Origin of the sequence: Mesorhizobium sp. M4B.F.Ca.ET.017.02.2.1, assembly GCF_003998955.1 — a bacterium.
GTDB lineage: Bacteria > Pseudomonadota > Alphaproteobacteria > Rhizobiales > Rhizobiaceae > Mesorhizobium > Mesorhizobium abyssinicae.
This window is the reverse complement of record NZ_RZOF01000004.1, coordinates 1-16363: the sequence shown is the minus strand read 5'-3', so window position 1 is coordinate 16363 and position 16363 is coordinate 1. Positions and strand designations below refer to the sequence as shown.

At 63.1% G+C, this 16363-nt stretch carries 16 protein-coding genes; 11 read left to right on the top strand and 5 right to left on the bottom strand.

Features of this window, described 5'->3' with window-relative positions:
• The first annotated feature begins 280 nt into the window (after positions 1 to 280).
• The 4 genes from EN738_RS01230 to EN738_RS01215 all read left to right on the top strand — a co-directional run bounded on the left by EN738_RS01230 (position 281) and on the right by EN738_RS01215 (position 5634).
• The gene (locus tag EN738_RS01230) at positions 281 to 910 is read left to right on the top strand and encodes an ATP-dependent Clp protease proteolytic subunit (protein WP_127282119.1); all 630 of its coding nucleotides are present in this window, start codon (positions 281 to 283) and stop codon (positions 908 to 910) included.
• A 293-nt stretch (positions 911 to 1203) separates the two neighbouring features.
• Entirely contained in the window at positions 1204 to 2478 is a 1275-nt protein-coding gene (gene clpX, locus EN738_RS01225; RefSeq protein WP_127282118.1) for an ATP-dependent Clp protease ATP-binding subunit ClpX, read from the top strand.
• A 275-nt stretch (positions 2479 to 2753) separates the two neighbouring features.
• Positions 2754 to 5165: an endopeptidase La gene (gene lon / locus EN738_RS01220; RefSeq protein ID WP_127282117.1), complete on the top strand. Its 2412-nt coding sequence runs from the start codon at positions 2754 to 2756 to the stop codon at positions 5163 to 5165.
• Positions 5166 to 5361: 196 nt separating this feature from the next.
• Positions 5362 to 5634, top strand: a complete 273-nt coding sequence (locus EN738_RS01215) for an HU family DNA-binding protein (RefSeq protein ID WP_006201846.1) — start codon at positions 5362 to 5364, stop codon at positions 5632 to 5634.
• Positions 5635 to 5706: 72 nt separating this feature from the next.
• Here EN738_RS01215 and EN738_RS01210 read toward each other — a convergent pair whose 3' ends face one another.
• On the bottom strand, positions 5707 to 6729 hold the full coding sequence (locus EN738_RS01210) for an aldo/keto reductase (protein ID WP_127282116.1): 1023 nt from the start codon (positions 6727 to 6729) through the stop codon (positions 5707 to 5709).
• Between the two features lie 188 nt (positions 6730 to 6917).
• Here EN738_RS01210 and hxlB point away from each other — a divergent pair, with 188 nt between their 5' ends.
• From hxlB to EN738_RS01195, 3 genes are read left to right on the top strand one after another with little or no spacing between them, the layout of a single operon-like run.
• Entirely contained in the window at positions 6918 to 7484 is a 567-nt protein-coding gene (hxlB, locus tag EN738_RS01205) for a 6-phospho-3-hexuloisomerase (RefSeq protein ID WP_127282115.1), read from the top strand.
• Positions 7485 to 7489: 5 nt separating this feature from the next.
• Entirely contained in the window at positions 7490 to 8317 is an 828-nt protein-coding gene (locus tag EN738_RS01200) for a creatininase family protein (protein ID WP_245494291.1), read from the top strand.
• Between the two features lie 22 nt (positions 8318 to 8339).
• Positions 8340 to 8831 carry a hypothetical protein gene (locus EN738_RS01195; RefSeq protein ID WP_127282114.1) on the top strand — a complete coding sequence of 164 codons (492 nt, stop codon included), beginning with the start codon at positions 8340 to 8342 and terminating at the stop codon, positions 8829 to 8831.
• Between the two features lie 4 nt (positions 8832 to 8835).
• Here the strand turns inward: EN738_RS01195 and EN738_RS01190 are convergent, their stop codons facing one another.
• From EN738_RS01190 to EN738_RS01180, 3 genes are all read right to left on the bottom strand, one after another.
• On the bottom strand, positions 8836 to 9753 hold the full coding sequence (locus EN738_RS01190; protein WP_126054889.1) for a carbohydrate ABC transporter permease: 918 nt from the start codon (positions 9751 to 9753) through the stop codon (positions 8836 to 8838).
• A 12-nt stretch (positions 9754 to 9765) separates the two neighbouring features.
• Positions 9766 to 10887, bottom strand: a complete 1122-nt coding sequence (locus EN738_RS01185; protein WP_127282113.1) for a sugar ABC transporter permease — start codon at positions 10885 to 10887, stop codon at positions 9766 to 9768.
• 100 nt (positions 10888 to 10987) lie between these two features.
• Positions 10988 to 12652, bottom strand: a complete 1665-nt coding sequence (locus EN738_RS01180; protein WP_127282112.1) for a sugar ABC transporter substrate-binding protein — start codon at positions 12650 to 12652, stop codon at positions 10988 to 10990.
• Positions 12653 to 12929: 277 nt separating this feature from the next.
• Between EN738_RS01180 and ugpC the strand changes: the two genes are divergently transcribed.
• Genes ugpC through rbsK form a run of 3 tightly spaced genes read left to right on the top strand, consistent with a single transcriptional unit; the run spans position 12930 to position 15404 of the window.
• Positions 12930 to 13988 carry a sn-glycerol-3-phosphate ABC transporter ATP-binding protein UgpC gene (gene ugpC / locus EN738_RS01175; protein ID WP_127282157.1) on the top strand — a complete coding sequence of 353 codons (1059 nt, stop codon included), beginning with the start codon at positions 12930 to 12932 and terminating at the stop codon, positions 13986 to 13988.
• Positions 13989 to 14017: 29 nt separating this feature from the next.
• Positions 14018 to 14470, top strand: coding sequence for an RbsD/FucU family protein (locus EN738_RS01170; RefSeq protein WP_126054886.1), 453 nt, complete (start codon positions 14018 to 14020; stop codon positions 14468 to 14470).
• 4 nt (positions 14471 to 14474) lie between these two features.
• Positions 14475 to 15404, top strand: coding sequence for a ribokinase (gene rbsK / locus EN738_RS01165; protein ID WP_127282111.1), 930 nt, complete (start codon positions 14475 to 14477; stop codon positions 15402 to 15404).
• A 23-nt stretch (positions 15405 to 15427) separates the two neighbouring features.
• On the opposite strand, the gene EN738_RS01160 is transcribed toward rbsK, so the two are convergent.
• The gene (locus tag EN738_RS01160) at positions 15428 to 15799 is read right to left on the bottom strand and encodes a hypothetical protein (RefSeq protein WP_127282110.1); all 372 of its coding nucleotides are present in this window, start codon (positions 15797 to 15799) and stop codon (positions 15428 to 15430) included.
• 278 nt (positions 15800 to 16077) lie between these two features.
• On the opposite strand from EN738_RS01160, the gene EN738_RS01155 reads away from it, so the two are divergent.
• Positions 16078 to 16305 (top strand): hypothetical protein, encoded by a 228-nt coding sequence (locus EN738_RS01155; RefSeq protein ID WP_127282109.1) that lies wholly within the window; start codon positions 16078 to 16080, stop codon positions 16303 to 16305.
• Positions 16306 to 16363: the final 58 nt, after the last annotated feature.

The window sequence follows — 16363 nt, the reverse complement described above, 5'->3', positions numbered from 1 at the left end:
CCGTTCCCCGAAAGCGGTTTTGCAGCTTTTCGTTAAGGGGCGCGGTTAAGAAAGTGCTACCGTTTCAAAGAGCCCCGGGAGACACTGGGTCGAAAGACGCTTCGCCCGCGCCTTTCGTCGGTTGGTAGCGCTTGATTCGGCTTAACCAGATGGCTAGGAGGGGCGGCCTTGCGTTAGGGTGAGCCGGCATCCTATTTACATCCTAACGATCCAGAACCGATTCTGCCCGATTGCTCATACTCCCCGGCGCCGGAATCCCATCTTCAAAAAGGGATAGTCCATGAAGAACCCCGTCGAAACCTACATGAACCTCGTTCCGATGGTGGTCGAACAGACCAATCGCGGCGAGCGGGCCTACGACATTTTCTCGCGCCTGCTGAAAGAGCGCATCATCTTCATCACCGGTCCGGTCGAGGACGGCATGGCGACGCTGGTTTGTGCACAGCTTTTGTTCCTCGAGGCCGAGAACCCGAAGAAGGAAATCAACCTCTACATCAATTCCCCGGGCGGCGTCGTCACGTCGGGAATGGCGATCTACGACACCATGCAGTTCATCAAGCCGGCGGTGTCGACGCTCTGCATCGGTCAGGCCGCCTCGATGGGCTCGTTGCTGCTTTGCGCCGGCCACAAGGACATGCGCTTCGCCACGCCGAACGCCCGCATCATGGTCCACCAGCCGTCCGGCGGCTTCCAGGGTCAGGCCTCGGACATCGAACGTCATGCGCAGGACATCATCAAGCTGAAGCGCCGCCTCAACGAGGTCTATGTCAAGCACACCGGCAAGAGCTATGACGAGATCGAAAAGACGCTCGACCGCGACCATTTCATGACCGCCGACGAGGCCAAGGACTTTGGTCTGATCGACAAGGTCATTTCGTCCCGCGAGGCCGCCGAAGTCGTCGCCGCCTAGGCGCCGATTGGCAGCGGGTGGCGGGAAAACGCGCTTTTGGCGCGGCTTGCGGCATTTCGGCCACAATTGGCTGTTCCCTCGACGGGTGGGATTGCCTACGTTAAGGCTATGTTGATTTTCGACGGCTTAGCTTTGTGTGGGGTTGCTGCGAATCGTTGCCGCGTCTTCTGATTTGTGTTTCGTACGGAATACGCTGTGTGAGCTGGGACACTGGCGGTGGCGCATTCTCGCGATAGATTGATGAGACGCCCTTGGCCAGACCATCGGCGGGCGGGCGGTGAAAGGACAGGAAAATGAGCAAGGTCGGCAACAACGGCGGTGATTCAAAGAACACCCTCTACTGCTCGTTTTGCGGCAAAAGCCAGCACGAGGTGCGCAAGCTGATTGCCGGCCCGACGGTCTTCATCTGCGATGAATGCGTCGAGCTCTGCATGGACATCATCCGCGAGGAGAACAAGACCTCGATGGTGAAGTCGCGCGAGGGCGTGCCGACCCCGCAGGAGATCCTCAAGGTCCTCGACGACTATGTCATCGGCCAGCCCTACGCCAAGCGCGTGCTGTCGGTGGCCGTCCACAACCACTACAAGCGCCTCGCGCACGCCGGCAAGAACAACGACGTCGAGCTGGCCAAGTCGAACATCCTGCTCATCGGCCCGACCGGTTGCGGCAAGACGCTGCTGGCGCAGACGCTGGCCCGCATCATCGACGTGCCCTTCACCATGGCCGACGCCACGACGTTGACCGAGGCCGGTTATGTCGGCGAGGACGTCGAGAACATCATCCTCAAGCTGTTGCAGTCGGCCGACTACAATGTCGAGCGCGCCCAGCGCGGCATCGTCTACATCGACGAGATCGACAAGATTTCGCGCAAGTCCGACAACCCCTCGATCACCCGCGACGTGTCGGGCGAGGGCGTGCAGCAGGCGCTCCTGAAGATCATGGAAGGCACGGTCGCCTCGGTGCCGCCGCAGGGCGGCAGGAAGCACCCGCAGCAGGAGTTCCTGCAGGTCGACACCGCCAACATCCTGTTCATCTGCGGCGGCGCCTTCGCCGGGCTGGACAAGATCATCTCGGATCGCGGCCGCAAGACCTCGATCGGCTTCGGCGCCACGGTCGCTTCGCCCGAGGATCGCCGCACCGGTGACATCTTCCGCCAGGTCGAGCCCGAGGATCTGTTGAAGTTCGGCCTGATCCCCGAATTCGTCGGCCGTCTGCCGGTGCTGGCGACGTTGGAAGACCTCGACGAGCCGGCGCTGATCCAGATCCTGACCGAGCCGAAGAACGCGCTGGTCAAGCAGTACCAGCGGCTGTTCGAGATGGAGAATGTCGATCTGACCTTCCACGAGAACGCGCTGTCGGCGATCGCCAAGCGCGCCATCGAGCGCAAGACCGGCGCGCGCGGCCTGCGTTCGATCATGGAAGCGATCCTGCTCGACACCATGTTCGAACTGCCGGCGCTGGAAGGCGTGCGCGAGGTGGTAATTTCGGAAGAGGTGGTCTCCGGCAACGCCCGGCCGCTCTACATCTATTCCGAGCAGAAGGAAAAGAAGGGCAACGTCAGCGCCTGAGATGGCACCTGGCCCATAGTTTTTGTGGAACGGCGCCCGACGGGCGCCGTTTTGCTGTGAAACGGTGTGCCGCCTGGCCGATGGAGTAGGATGAACGGACCGTGTTTGCCCTTGATCTTTGCCGCTTACACATCCAACTAACAGCAGAAGGCCGAGGTGCCGAATTCTGTGCTGTAAAACTCCCGTCACAAACGGTGGTAGGCGGAACGATCCTCGGTCGTTAATATGAGATTCGCGGTTGGCCGACTGGCGGCCGCGACATGAAAGGTTGGACAATGGCCAAAACATCCAGGGCTCCCGGCGACGGCGTCTTCGCGGTCCTCCCGCTGCGCGACATCGTTGTGTTTCCGCACATGATCGTTCCGCTCTTTGTCGGGCGCGAAAAGTCGATCAAGGCGCTGGAAGAGGTGATGGGTCAGGAAAAGCAGATCCTGCTTGCGACCCAGATGAACGCAGCCGACGACGATCCCGAGCCCGATGCGATCTTCGACATCGGCACGCTCGCCAATGTGCTGCAATTGCTGAAGCTTCCCGACGGCACCGTGAAGGTGCTGGTCGAAGGCGCCTCGCGCGCCAAGATCGTCTCGTTCACCGACCGTCCCGATTTCCACGAGGCCCGTGCTTCGGCGCTGGTCGAGCCGGAGGAGGAAGAGGTCGAGATCGAGGCTCTGGCCCGCTCGGTCGTCACCGACTTCGAGAACTACGTCAAGCTGAACAAGAAGATCTCGCCCGAAGTGGTGGGCGCAGCCAGCCAGATCGACGACTATTCCAAGCTCGCCGACACGGTTGCCTCGCACCTTGCCATCAAAATCCCCGAGAAGCAGGAGATGCTGGCCACGCTTTCCGTCAAGGAACGGCTGGAAAAGGCGATGGGCTTCATGGAAGCCGAAATCTCCGTGCTCCAGGTGGAGAAGCGCATCCGCTCGCGCGTCAAGCGCCAGATGGAGAAGACGCAGCGCGAGTACTACCTCAACGAGCAGATGAAGGCGATCCAGAAGGAGCTCGGCGAAGGCGAGGACGGCCGCGACGAGGCCGCCGAGATCGAGGCGCGCATCAAGAAGACCAAGCTCTCCAAGGAGGCCCGCGAGAAGGCGGAAGCCGAGTTGAAGAAGCTCAGGACGATGTCGCCGATGTCGGCTGAATCGACCGTCGTGCGCAACTATCTGGACTGGATCCTGTCGATCCCGTGGGGCAAGAACTCCAAGGTCAGGCACGACCTGGCCTTCGCCCAGAACGTGCTCGACACCGACCATTTCGGCCTCGACAAGGTCAAGGACCGCATCGTCGAGTATCTCGCTGTGCAGAGCCGCCAGAAGAAGATCAAGGGGCCGATCCTGTGCCTCGTCGGTCCTCCCGGCGTCGGCAAGACTTCGCTCGGCAAGTCGATCGCCAAGGCGACCGGCCGCGAGTTCATCCGCATGGCGCTTGGCGGCGTGCGCGACGAGGCCGAGATCCGCGGCCACCGGCGCACCTATATCGGCTCGATGCCCGGCAAGGTCATCCAGTCGATGAAGAAGGCCAAGAAGTCCAATCCGCTCTTCCTGCTCGACGAGATCGACAAGATGGGCCAGGACTTCCGCGGCGACCCGTCATCGGCCCTGCTCGAGGTGCTCGATCCCGAGCAGAACTCGACGTTCATGGACCATTACCTCGAGGTCGAATACGACCTGTCGAGCGTGATGTTCGTGACGACGGCGAACACGCTGAATATCCCTGCGCCCTTGATGGACCGCATGGAGATCATCCGTATCGCCGGCTACACCGAGGACGAGAAGATCGAGATCGCCAAGCGGCACCTGATGCCGAAGGTGATCCGCGACCACGCGCTGCAGCCGAAGGAGTTCTCCGTCGGCGAGGACGCGATCCGCGGCATCATCCAGACCTACACCCGCGAGGCGGGCGTGCGCAGCCTGGAGCGCGAGCTGATGAAGCTCGGGCGCAAGGCGGTGACCGAGATCCTGAAGACGAAGAAGAAGTCGGTCACCATCACCGCCGACAATCTCGCCGACTATCTCGGTGTGCCGCGCTACCGCTTCGGCCAGGTCGAGGCTGACGATCAGGTCGGTGTCGTCACCGGGCTTGCCTGGACGGAAGTCGGCGGCGAACTGCTGACGGTCGAAGGCGTCATGATGCCCGGCAAGGGCCGCATGACCGTGACCGGCAACCTGCGCGACGTGATGAAGGAATCGATCTCGGCGGCGGCCTCCTATGTCCGCTCGCGCGCTCTCGATTTCGGCATCGAGCCGCCGCTGTTCGACAAGCGTGACATCCACGTCCACGTGCCGGAGGGGGCAACCCCGAAGGACGGCCCGTCGGCCGGCGTGGCAATGGCGACCGCCATCATTTCGGTGCTGACCGGTATTCCGATCAAGGCCGATGTGGCGATGACCGGCGAGATCACGCTGCGCGGCAGGGTGCTGCCGATCGGCGGTCTCAAGGAGAAGCTGCTGGCCGCGCTGCGCGGCGGCATCAAGAAGGTGCTGATCCCGGAAGACAACGCCAAGGACCTGGCGGAGATCCCGGACAACGTGAAGAACGGCATGGAGATCATTCCGGTCTCGCGGGTCGGCGAGGTGCTGCGCCACGCGCTGGTGCGGATGCCGGAGGCGATCGAGTGGGTCGAGCCGGTCAACGCCCCGGCCGCGGCCGACAGCGGCGACGATGCCGGAAAGTCGCTTGCGCATTAGATTTGGCTAAAGTTGCAGCGCACAAAACGAAAGCCGGGCCTCGCGCCCGGCTTTTTAATGTGAAAAACCCCGGAATTCCGGGCTTTTTTCGGATTTTTTCCGCTTTTTCGACTTGGTTGCAGGAACGCTTCTTTCTAAAGTCCGTTTCCTGCCGGATGAGTCGAAAGTTCCGGTTTTCTCATGGAAGGGAATTTTGATGAACAAGAACGAACTGGTGTCCGCTGTCGCCGATGCCGCGAGCATTTCGAAGGGTGACGCGCAGTCAGCCGTCGATGCGGTGTTTTCCGTGATCACTGGCGAACTGAAGAAGGGCGGCGATGTCCGGCTTGTCGGCTTCGGAAATTTCACCGTGTCAAAACGCGCTGCTTCGACCGGCCGCAACCCGCAGACCGGCGCCGAGGTGAAGATTCCGGCGCGCACCGTGCCGAAATTCTCGGCCGGCAAGGGCCTCAAGGACGCGGTCAACTAAGACCTTTTTCTTTAAAGATCAGAAAAGCCGGGCTTGCCCGGCTTTTCTTTTGCCCATCGCCAGCAGGGCAGATCAGCCCGTCGGCGCGTCCGCGCGCAGCAGTCCTTCCTGCTTCAGATCGCTCCAGAGAGCTTCGGGCAGCTTGACGTCGAGCAGCGCGCGGTTGCTTTCGACCTCGCCCGGCCGCTGGCCGCCGGGGATCACCGACACGACAGACGGATGCTGCAGCGGGAACTGCAACGCCGCCTCGATGAGGCGCACGCCGTGGCGTTTGCAAACCGCCTCGATGCGCGCCACGCGATCGAGCACGTCCTTCGGCGCCTCGGAATAGTTGTAGAAGGCTCCCGGCTTCGGCCCCGTGGCCAGGATGCCGGAATTGTAGGGGCCGCCGAGCACGATGCCGATGCCGCGTTTCTGGCAGAGCGGCAGGAAGGACTGCAAAGCCTCCTGCTCCAGCAGCGTGTAGCGTCCTGCCAGCAGGAAAAGGTCGAAATCGCCGCGCTCGGCCAATGTCTGACACACCTGCCATTCATTGATGCCGCCGCCGAAGGCCCTGATCGCGCCCTGGTCGCGCAGCGAAAGCAGGCCGTAATAGCCGGAGGTCATGAACTCCTCGATGCGCCGGTCGGAGGCCTCCTTGCTGCCGTGGGTGAAGATGTCGACGTCGTGGACGAACAGGATGTCGATGCGGTCGACGCCGAGGCGCTCCAGCGAGGCCTCGAAGGAGCGCATGACGCCGTCATAGCTGTAGTCGTAGACCTCCCGGCGCGACGGCGTGTCGAAGAACTTGCCGATGCCGGTGCGCTCAGCCGGCGGACAGGCGCGCATCAGGCGCCCGACCTTGCTCGACAGCACATAGTCGTCGCGCTTCTTGCCGCGCAGGAACGGGTTGAGCCGGGTTTCCGAGAGGCCGAGACCGTAAAGCGGCGCTGTGTCGAAGTAGCGGCAGCCGATGTTCCAAGCCGCTTCCAGCGTGGCATGGGCGTCCTCGTCGGAGACGGCGCGATAGAGGTTGCCGAGCGGCGCCGTGCCGAAGCCGAGTTCGGTGAAGTCGATGCCGCCATTGCCGATGCGGTCGAAATGCCGTGTCTTCATGTCGTGGAGTTTTCCTGGAGCTGATTTGTCTGACATGACACTATCACGCCCGTGGCACAGCAAAAGCGCCGACGGCCGTTGGACAGGCATTTTCGCGGTGATAGCATGAACAAAAACAAGCCTTTCCCGGGAAGGCGTGACCAGAAGCTTCCACCTTTTCAACCCCTGGGCAGACTGGTGAAGCCATCATGACCAAGGCCGGTACGGATCTGTTCGCGATCGCGCTGGAGGAACTCTGCGGCGTGCTGGCCAAGGTGGACGGGGCCAGCATCGACGCCGCCTGCGAAGTGCTCGTCGGGGCCGGCAGGATCGCCGTCTATGGCTGCGGCCGCGAGGCGCTGCAGGTCAAGGGTTTCGCCATGCGGCTCTACCATCTCGGCCTGCCGGTGTCGGTGGTCGGCGACATGACCACGCCGCCGCTGGGCAAGGGCGACGTCTTCCTGGTAAGCTCCGGGCCGGGCGAGACCACGACGGTGCTGACCCTGATGCAGGTCGCGCGGGATGCGGGCGCAAAGGTGCTGCTCGTCACCGCTGAAAGCGGAAGCAGCGCGGCCAGGCTCGCCGATTTCTCCTTGCTGATCCCGGCGCAGACCATGGCCAGCGACCAGGGCGCGGCAAAGACCTCCGTCTTGCCGATGGGGTCGCTGTTCGAGGGCGCGCTGTTCCTGCTGTTCGAAGTGATGGTGCTGAAGCTCAAGGCCCTGACCGGCGCCTCGCCGGAGGCGATGCGCGCCCGCCACACCAATATGGAGTAGGGGCGATGCGTTACGAATTGATGCTGCCGCACCAGATCCGCAAGGCGATCGCCGAAAACTGGCCGGTCGTGCTGCCGCTCGGCGTGCTCGAATATCATGGCGAGCACATGGCCGTCGGGATGGACACGCTGGCCGTCGTCAAGACACTGGAATTGTTCGAGAAGGAGGCCGACATCGTCATCCTGCCGGCCTTCTACTATGGCGCCGCGAGCTACGCGGTGGCGCCGCCTGAAGGCAGCGGCTCGGTGCAGGTCGGCGGCAATCAGCTGGCGCCGTTCGCCGAGGAGCTGTTCTTCAGCCTGCTGCGCATCGGCTTTCGCAACATCCACGCCATCATCCACCACCAGACCGAGAATTTCACCGCCGGCATGCCGACCGACCTCGCTTTCAAGGCCGCCGGCCGGCAGGCGATCTTCCGCTTCCTGGAAAAGCAGCGCGGCGAGGGCTGGTGGGGTTCCGAGGCGATGGCCGACTACTATGCAGGCCATGCCAAGGGCGAGAACTTCTTCAATTGGGTTCAGGTGCATCCGCTGATGTCGGCCGCCATGAACGGCCAGTACCCGTTCGACCATGCCGGCATCGGCGAAACCTCGCTGATGCTGGCGCTGTGCCCCGAAGCGGTCGACGCCGGCCGCTTCGCCGACAATACAAGCTGGTACACGGCGAGCGCGCCGGAAGCTTCGGCAGAGCTGGGCAGGAAGGGCGTCGCCATGATCCTTGAGCATCTGCGCGCCCTCCTCTGTCGGCCTGACGCGGCGAGCAGCGCCTGGCCACGCCCGACAGAAACGCGACTTCTCAATCGTTACGCCTATTTTCACCATCCGCCGCCATGATCGCCGGGCTAAGGGGGCCGGAATGGACGAGATCGGTAGCGATGGACGGTTGCGGCACGACGTTCCGATGCACGTCGCCAAGCGCCTGTTCATCGGCCTTGCCGGCCTCTTCTGCATCATCGTCCCGACATGGGAGCTCTATCGCGGTGTCTGGCCACCGAACTTTGCCAGCCCCTTTTTCCTGTTCATCATCCTCGGCGCCTATGCGGTCGGCATCCCGCTTGCGCTCGCCGCGCTCTTCAGTCCGGCGGTGCGCTGGATCGTTGGCACGGGCCGCATCGATATCGTGACGCGCAATCCGTTCTTCCTGCGCCGCTATCGTCTCGGCCCGGGCGACATTGCCGATTTCCGTCTGCGCAGGATCGAATGGGACAGCGGCGGCCCGACCTTCTCGGTGGTCCTGACGACGCTGAAAGGCGAGCGTTTTGAGACGCGCGATTTCGGCACGGCGGCAACCGCCGAGATGTTTCGCGACCGGATAAGCTCCGTCTTCCTGGGGAAAGCGGCGAGCTGAAGCGCTACTTCACCGCGCCGGCCGTCATGCCCATGATCAGGTAGCGCTCCAGAAGGATGCCGATGACGGCAAGCGGCGTGATGGCGGCGGTGGCGAGTGCGGCCATCGACCACCAGTTGATGCCTTGCGATCCGGTCTGGCTCGCCACCATGACGGGAATGGTCTTGGCGTCGGTCGAGGTCAAAAGCGCGGCGAAGAAATACTCGTTCCAGCACAGCACCATCGCCAGGATGAAGGCGGCGACCATGCCGGGCAGCGCGATCGGCATGACGATGCGGAAGAAGGCTCCCCAGATCGACAGCCCGTCGACGAGCGCAGCTTCCTCGAGCTCGACCGGGATCGAGTTGAACTGGTCGCGCATGATCCAGATGACGATCGGCAGCACCATCAGCGTGTAGAGCAGGATCAGCCCGACGCGCGTGTCGAGCAGGCCGACCTCGCGGTAGAGCACCAGGAAGGGCAGCGCCAGCACCACCGGCGGCAGGATCAGCTGCGACAGGAAGAAGAAGGAGATGTCCTCGTTCTTGAACCAGGCGAAGTGGTAGCGGTAGCGGGTCAGGCCGTAGGCGGCGAGGCTGCCGATGATGATGGCGAGGCCGGATGCGCCGACCGAGGCGATGACCGAATTCATGAAGCGCTTGAAGAACTCGTCCCGCACAGTCGAGGTCTGCGTGATCGAGTCCGGCGACAGGCCGAGCGAGCGCCAGCCCTTCCAGTCAGGCTGGAAGTCGACGAACGGGATCAGATGGCCCTGGGTGACGTCGACCGCCGATTTGAATGACGTCGTGATCGTCCAGTAGATCGGGAAAAGGCAGATGAAGGACCAGAACACCAGCGCGCCATAGATGAAGACGCGGCTGGTCAGGAAGCTCGCCGGCGAGCTGATTTCGGAGACGGAATAGTCGGTGGTCTGGACGCTCATGTTGCCGGCCGCTCAGTTGACGTTGCGCACGAAACGGCTGGCGAATTTCAGCAGCCAGGTCACGAACACGATGATGATGACGAGATAGGCCATGGCCAGCATCGTGCCGTAGCCGACATTCGAGCGGTCGCGGTACTCGCGGTAGATGAAGCTCGACACCGAATCCGTGGCGCCGCCGGGGCCGCCTGACGTCACGGTGATGATGATGTCGGCCAGCTTCAGCTTGAAGATGATACGCAGGATCACCGCCGTCACCGACACCGGCAGCATCAGCGGGAAGGTGACCTGCCAGAACGTCTGCCAGGTGGTGGCGCCGTCGACGCGGGCCGCCTCCAGCACCTCGCGCGACATCGCCTGCAGGCCGGCCAGCAGCATGATCATCATGAACGGGATGAAGGTCCAGGCGTCCAGCACCATGATCGAGATGCGCGCGGTGATCGGGTTGGAGAAGAAGGCTGGATTGTCCCAGCCGAGATGTCGCGCCAGCGTCGCGGCCGGACCGAAGCGATACTCCATCAGCGACTTGCCGATCATCCATGACACCGCGACCGGCGACAGCATCAAGGGCATCAGGAAGACGACCCGGAAGAATTTGCGCGCGCGGATCTGCGCGTTGAGGAGCAGCGCCAGGCCGAAGGCGATGATGTATTCGACGAACACCGCGAGCACATAGAGCACCATGTTGAACAGCGCGTTGCGGTAGTATGGGTCGGCCAGCATCTGCCAGAAATTGTCGAGCCCGTTGAATTTGCGGCCGGAGAAGGAGCTGAGGTTCCAGTCCGTCAGCGCGATGTAGAAGCCGAACAACGTCGGGAACACCACCATGGCGATGGTGAACAATAGCGCGGGAAGCAGGAACAGCGCGCGCTGACCGTCCTCGCCGCGCGTCAGCACCTGACCGACGCCCAGCGCCACGCCCCACAGCACATAGGCATAGACGATCGGCCGCCAGGTATCGAAGCCGAGCGTGGTGACTTCCGTCTTGTAGAGGATCTGCAGCGCGATGACGGCGAGCAGGCCGAGCGTCGCCGCGGCCATCAAAGCGAAACCGAGCCGCTTGCGGCCGGGTGGGATCAGATCGGCTGGAACGCCGTTAGCCGGCCATGCATTGGTGGGCAAGGTCTGGTCAGCCACGCGTCCCGTCCGTCGATACAAAAGCTAGCGACCGGCTGGCCGGTCAAAACGAGGTCCGGCGGCTACGCGTCGCCGGACCCCGGTTCATCATACGATCAGGCTACACGCCGAGCGAGGCTTTGTAGAGCTTGATCTGGTTTTCGCGGCCGATCTGGTCGGTGAGCTTCTCCCAGGCGGCGGCGATGGCATCGGCGCCTTCCTGTGCCTTCATCTTGCCGGCGAAGGTGTTGGCCAGGATGTCCTCGGCGGCGCTGTAGTACTGGAAGATGCCGGGGATGCGTGGCTCGATCGCCGCGTTCGGATGGTTGTAGCTGTCACCCTCGGACTTGAGGTAGGAACTGATGAACGCCTCGTCGTAGCCCGCCGCCACCCATTCCGGAATGTTGAAATGGCTGTTGCGGTACGGCTGGAAGCCCGACGGATAGGCCGCGCACCAGAGCGACAGGTCCTTGCCGCCGAGATGGGCCGCCGCCGACCAGGCCGCCTTCTGTTTCTTCTCGTCGCTGTCGACGCGGGCCATGACATAGACGCCCCAGCCGAGATAGGCGCAGTTCGGCGAGTAGTTCGGCCCGCTGGCAAGCTTGTCCCACTGGCCGGTCTTCGAATTGTAGACGTCGTCCGAGCCGGGCAGGATCGAGAAGCCGGTGACGTCGCCGATGACCGACGAGTCGTTCGTCTTGACGTTGGAGCCGATGTCGCCCCACCACGGGATCATCGAGCCGGTGCCGGCCAGGAACTGCTGGAAGCCGGTGGTGTTCGGATCGGCGTTGATCTGGTCTGGTGGCTCCGAGGGCAGGGCGTCGATGACGTCCTGGATCGCCCGCACCCACGCCGGATTGTTGATGCGCGGCTTCATCGTGTCGGCATCGAACAGCCAGGCCTTGTCGTCGGGATGCTTGGCATAGGCGCTGGCGCGGCTGCCGAGGAAGTAGAAGCCGAAGCCGCCCCAGGGCTTGGGCGCATCGAGATAGCCATAGACGTCCTGGCCCTTGAACTGCTTGCCCTTGAGGAACTTGGTGACGGCCTGCACTTCCTGCCAAGTCTTCGGCACGCCCCATTCTGTCGTCGCGCCGCTTTCCTTCCACGCCTTGGCGAGATCGGCATCGGCGAACACGTCGGTGCGGTAGTTGAAGTTGTGCGCGTCGCCGTCGATGGTGACGCGGTACTGCTTGCCGTTCCAGGTGCCGACCGGCGGCTTCAGGTAGTTGACTAGGTCGTCGAAATCGATCTGCTTCTTGACCCAGTCGGGCATTTCGGAGGTCAGGCCCTTGCCGCAGACATCGCCTTCGAAGGGCGCGCCCATCTCGATGATGTCGAAGTCGACGGTGCCGGTGGCGATCGATTGCTGCAGGCGGGCGTTGTAGTCGGCCTGCGCCAGGTCGATCCAGCTGATCTTGGCGCCCGTATAAGCCTCCCACGGCTTCAGGAAGCCGCGGAACAGAACATTGTGCAGGTTCTGGTTGTTGAGGCCCATGAAGGTGAGTTCGACGCCGGCGAACTCGCCTTCCTTGACATTGGCCTTGGTCGCTTCGAGGCAGAGCTCGCCGACCTTCTGGAAATCGGCATCGGTCGGCTGACCCTTGCCGACGCCGGGAATCTGCAGGATCTTCGCGCGCAGATCGTCGGCCGCGGCGGCCGGCCGGGTTAGCGCGCCGAGGCCGGCGCCTGAAGCCGCGGCGATCGCGGCCATGCTGGCCGCGCCCTTGAGAATGTCACGCCGGGTGGCACCCGCGCGGACCAGTTTTTCGTAAAGACCGACTCTCATCTACATTCCTCCCAGAACAAAAGCCGTGAATTTGACGTGCCAACCTATCGGACGCCGAAACGTCTGCGTTTCTCCTATACCATATGGGGACGTGGGACCCCACCCTGCGTCGCGTGGAGATCCGATTTCCGGCAAAGCACCGATCATCGGATTTTGCGCTCGCCACTATTCGCGTAATCGATTACCTTGTCAACAGGAATGGCTTTTTATCTATAATATACTGACTTGCCCTTGCCGTTGGCAATGGCTAGCTTCACCGAAAACGATAGGGGAGATGATGGCTCAAGTCGCGATCACCAATGTGGCCAAGGCGTTCGGACCCGTCAAGGTCCTGCACGATGTCAGCGTCGATATCGCCGACGGCCAGTTCGTCGTGCTGGTCGGTCCTTCCGGCTGTGGCAAGTCCACGCTCTTGCGGATGGTGGCCGGGCTGGAAACGGTCTCCGGCGGCACGATCGCGATCGGCGAGCGCGTCGTCAACAATCTGCCGCCGGCGAAGCGCGACATCGCCATGGTGTTCCAGAACTACGCGCTCTACCCGCACAAGACGGTGGAGCAGAACATGGCCTTCGCGCTGAAGCTGCGCAAGACCGATCCGGCGATCGTCGCCGAGCGGGTCAAGCGCGCCGCCGACATCCTCGACCTCGCGCCCTATCTCAAGCGCTATCCGCGCCAGCTCTCGGGCGGCCAGCGCCAGCGCGTCGCCATGGGCCGCGCCATCGTGCGCAACCCGCAGGTGTTCCTGTTCGACGAGCCGCTGTCGAATCTCGACGCCAAGCTGCGCGTGCAGATGCGCACCGAGATCAAGGAACTGCATCAGCGGCTGAAGACAACGACCATCTACGTCACGCACGACCAGATCGAGGCCATGACCATGGCCGACAAGATCGTGGTGATGCGCGACGGCCGAATCGAGCAGGTCGGCGCGCCGCTGGAGCTGTTCGACCGTCCGGCCAACCTCTTCGTCGCCGGCTTCATCGGCTCGCCGGCGATGAACCTTCTGAAGGGCGTCGTGCGCAAGGGCGACAAGCCGATCGTCGACATATCCGGCACGGCGTTTCCGCTTGCCCCCGGCAGCACCGCCAAGGATGGGCAGAACGTCGTCTACGGCGTACGGCCCGAACATCTCGAAATCCATCCCGACGGCGTCGCCGCCAGGATTTCCGTGGTCGAGCCGACCGGTTCCGAGACCCTGGTCTTCGTGCGCTTCGGCGAAAGCGAGATGGTGGCGCTGTTCCGCGAGCGCCACGACTTCAAACCGGGCGACACGCTGCATCTTCGGCCACGGCTCGACCAGCTTCACCTTTTCGACGCAGAGACCGGCAACCGGCTCTGATCTCCAACAGATTTTTCGCGAGGACTGCCATGCTCAAAGGGATCAATCCGCTGCTCAATGCCGACGTGCTCCAGGCACTGCGGGCGATGGGCCACGGCGACGACCTGATCATCTGCGACACCAATTTCCCGGCCGATTCGGTCGCCCGCCAGACGGAGCTAGGCTATCTGCTGCGCATCGACGCGCCGGCGGCGGAGGTGGTGAAGGCGGTGCTGTCGCTCTATCCGCTGGACAGCTTCGTCGACGACGCGGCCGCCCGCATGGAGATCGTCGGCAATCCTGACGAGATCCCGCCGGTGCAGAAGGAGGTGCAGAAGGAGATCGACAAGGCCGAGGGCAAGGCCTGGCCGATGATCTCGATCGAGCGCTACGCCTTCTACGAGCGCGCCAAGAAGGCCTATTGCGTCATCCAGACCGGCGAGCGCCGCTTCTATGGCTGCTTCGCCTTCCGCAAGGGCGTCATTCCGCCGGATGCGGAGTAGGGCGATGGCCGCCGGCAAGCCTGTCGTCATCCTGGGTGTCTTCGTCGCCGACACAGCCTACCGCGCAGACCGCCAGCCGCGCATGGGCGAGACCATCCTCGGCAACTCGTTCAAGCTGGGCCCGGGCGGCAAGGGTTCTAACCAGGCGGTCGCCGCCGGCAAGCTGGGCGCCGACACCACCTTCCTGACCCGGCTCGGCGTCGACGCCTTCGCCGACATGGCCAGGCACACCTGGCAGGCGGCCGGCGTGAAGGCGGCGGTCATCGACACGCCGGAGAGCTACACCGGCGCTGCCTATATCTTCGTCGAGGAGACGACCGGCAACAACGCCATCATCGTCAGTCCGGGCGCGGCGATGCTGATCTCGCCCGCCGACATCGATGCCCATGCCGGCCTCATCCGCTCGGCCGGCGTCTTCGTCACCCAGCTCGAGCAGCCGATCGAGGCCGCGCTGAGGGCGCTTGAGATCGCGCGCGGGGCAGGGGTGACGACCATCCTCAACCCGGCCCCGGCCGCCAGGCTGCCCGACCGCATCTATACGCTTTGCGACTATGTCACGCCCAACGAGACCGAGGCCGAGGAACTGACCGGCATCAAGGTGTCGTCCATCGACGACGCCCGCCGCGCCGCCGACAGCCTGCTCGAGAAAGGTGTCGGCGCGGTCATCGTCACGCTTGGCGAGAAGGGCGCGCTGCTGCACACAAAGGATCGTTCCGACCATGTCGGCGCCGTCAATGCCGGGCCGGTTGTGGAAACGACCGGCGCCGGCGACGCCTTCAATGGCGGCCTCGCGGCGGCCCTGGCGAAAGGCGTCGAGCCGCTGCAGGCGGTGAACTTCGCCTGCGCCGTCGCCGGCATTTCGGTGACTCGCCCCGGCACTGCGCCGTCGATGCCGACGCTGCAGGAGGTCGATGCGCTGCTGGCGCGGACTTGAGGTCGACAGCGGGCCTAGCTGCCTCACCAGTCGGGATTGTCGTCGAGCCAATACGCTTCAAGGCAACCGAATTGACGCGGGAGGCCGAGCCGGCGTTTGGCGTCAAATGCCATCTCCGAAAGGGGCCACTGTGAGTTGCGCCCTTCCGCGCCTGGCACGATGGTGTACCCATCGGCGATCAACTGCAGCTTCATCTCCTCGAAGTGCCTTTTGAAGCCGTTCTCGATTCGGCTTTGCGGATAGCGTCGTCCATACAGGCATTCATGGCTCAGAATGCCGGAATACATCTGGGCGCTGAGCGTTCTCAGGGCGGTTTCGGAAATCTGTTTGTCGGTGCCCTTGGACCAGCACCGACCTGCCGACGCCACCAGCATCGCGGCCAGCAAACCTGCCAAAACCCTCTCCACCTGGGTCCCTTCCGGCCAAGGTGACATATTAGCCACAGGTAATGTTTATCGGCAATCCGGTCTTGCGCCTTTGTCCCGAGTGTCCCGTAATGGGTCATCATTTCTGGCATCGCAATTGCACTGTCAGCAATGCCCGGGGTCGTTAATTACCCCGGCAGCCGGGGGGCAAATTCGGGGGGCCCCGCCGCTCCAGCAATGGAGCGGCGGGCTCTTTAACAACTGAGTTTGAAAGCCGCCTGAATCGCCAAGACGAGAGTGCTGCAGCCATGTATTTTCCTCAGTTTCTAGTAGGCATGCTCGCAACGTCGTTCATCACGGCAATCTGGGCCGAAATAGAAACCGGCTCGGTCTGGAAGGCGCTCGGCTGGGCCATTCTTGCGCTGGTCATTCTTCAGGTTGGATACATCGGTCTGGTTGTCGGCCTGATCTACAAACGTGGATCGAAAGGCACCGAGGCGGCCCGGATGTCGGCAACTTACACGCCGCCGGCCTAAATGGCGAAAACCGGCGTGCCGCCGCAGCGGGCACCAGCCGTCTCCTGAAAGTTGACGC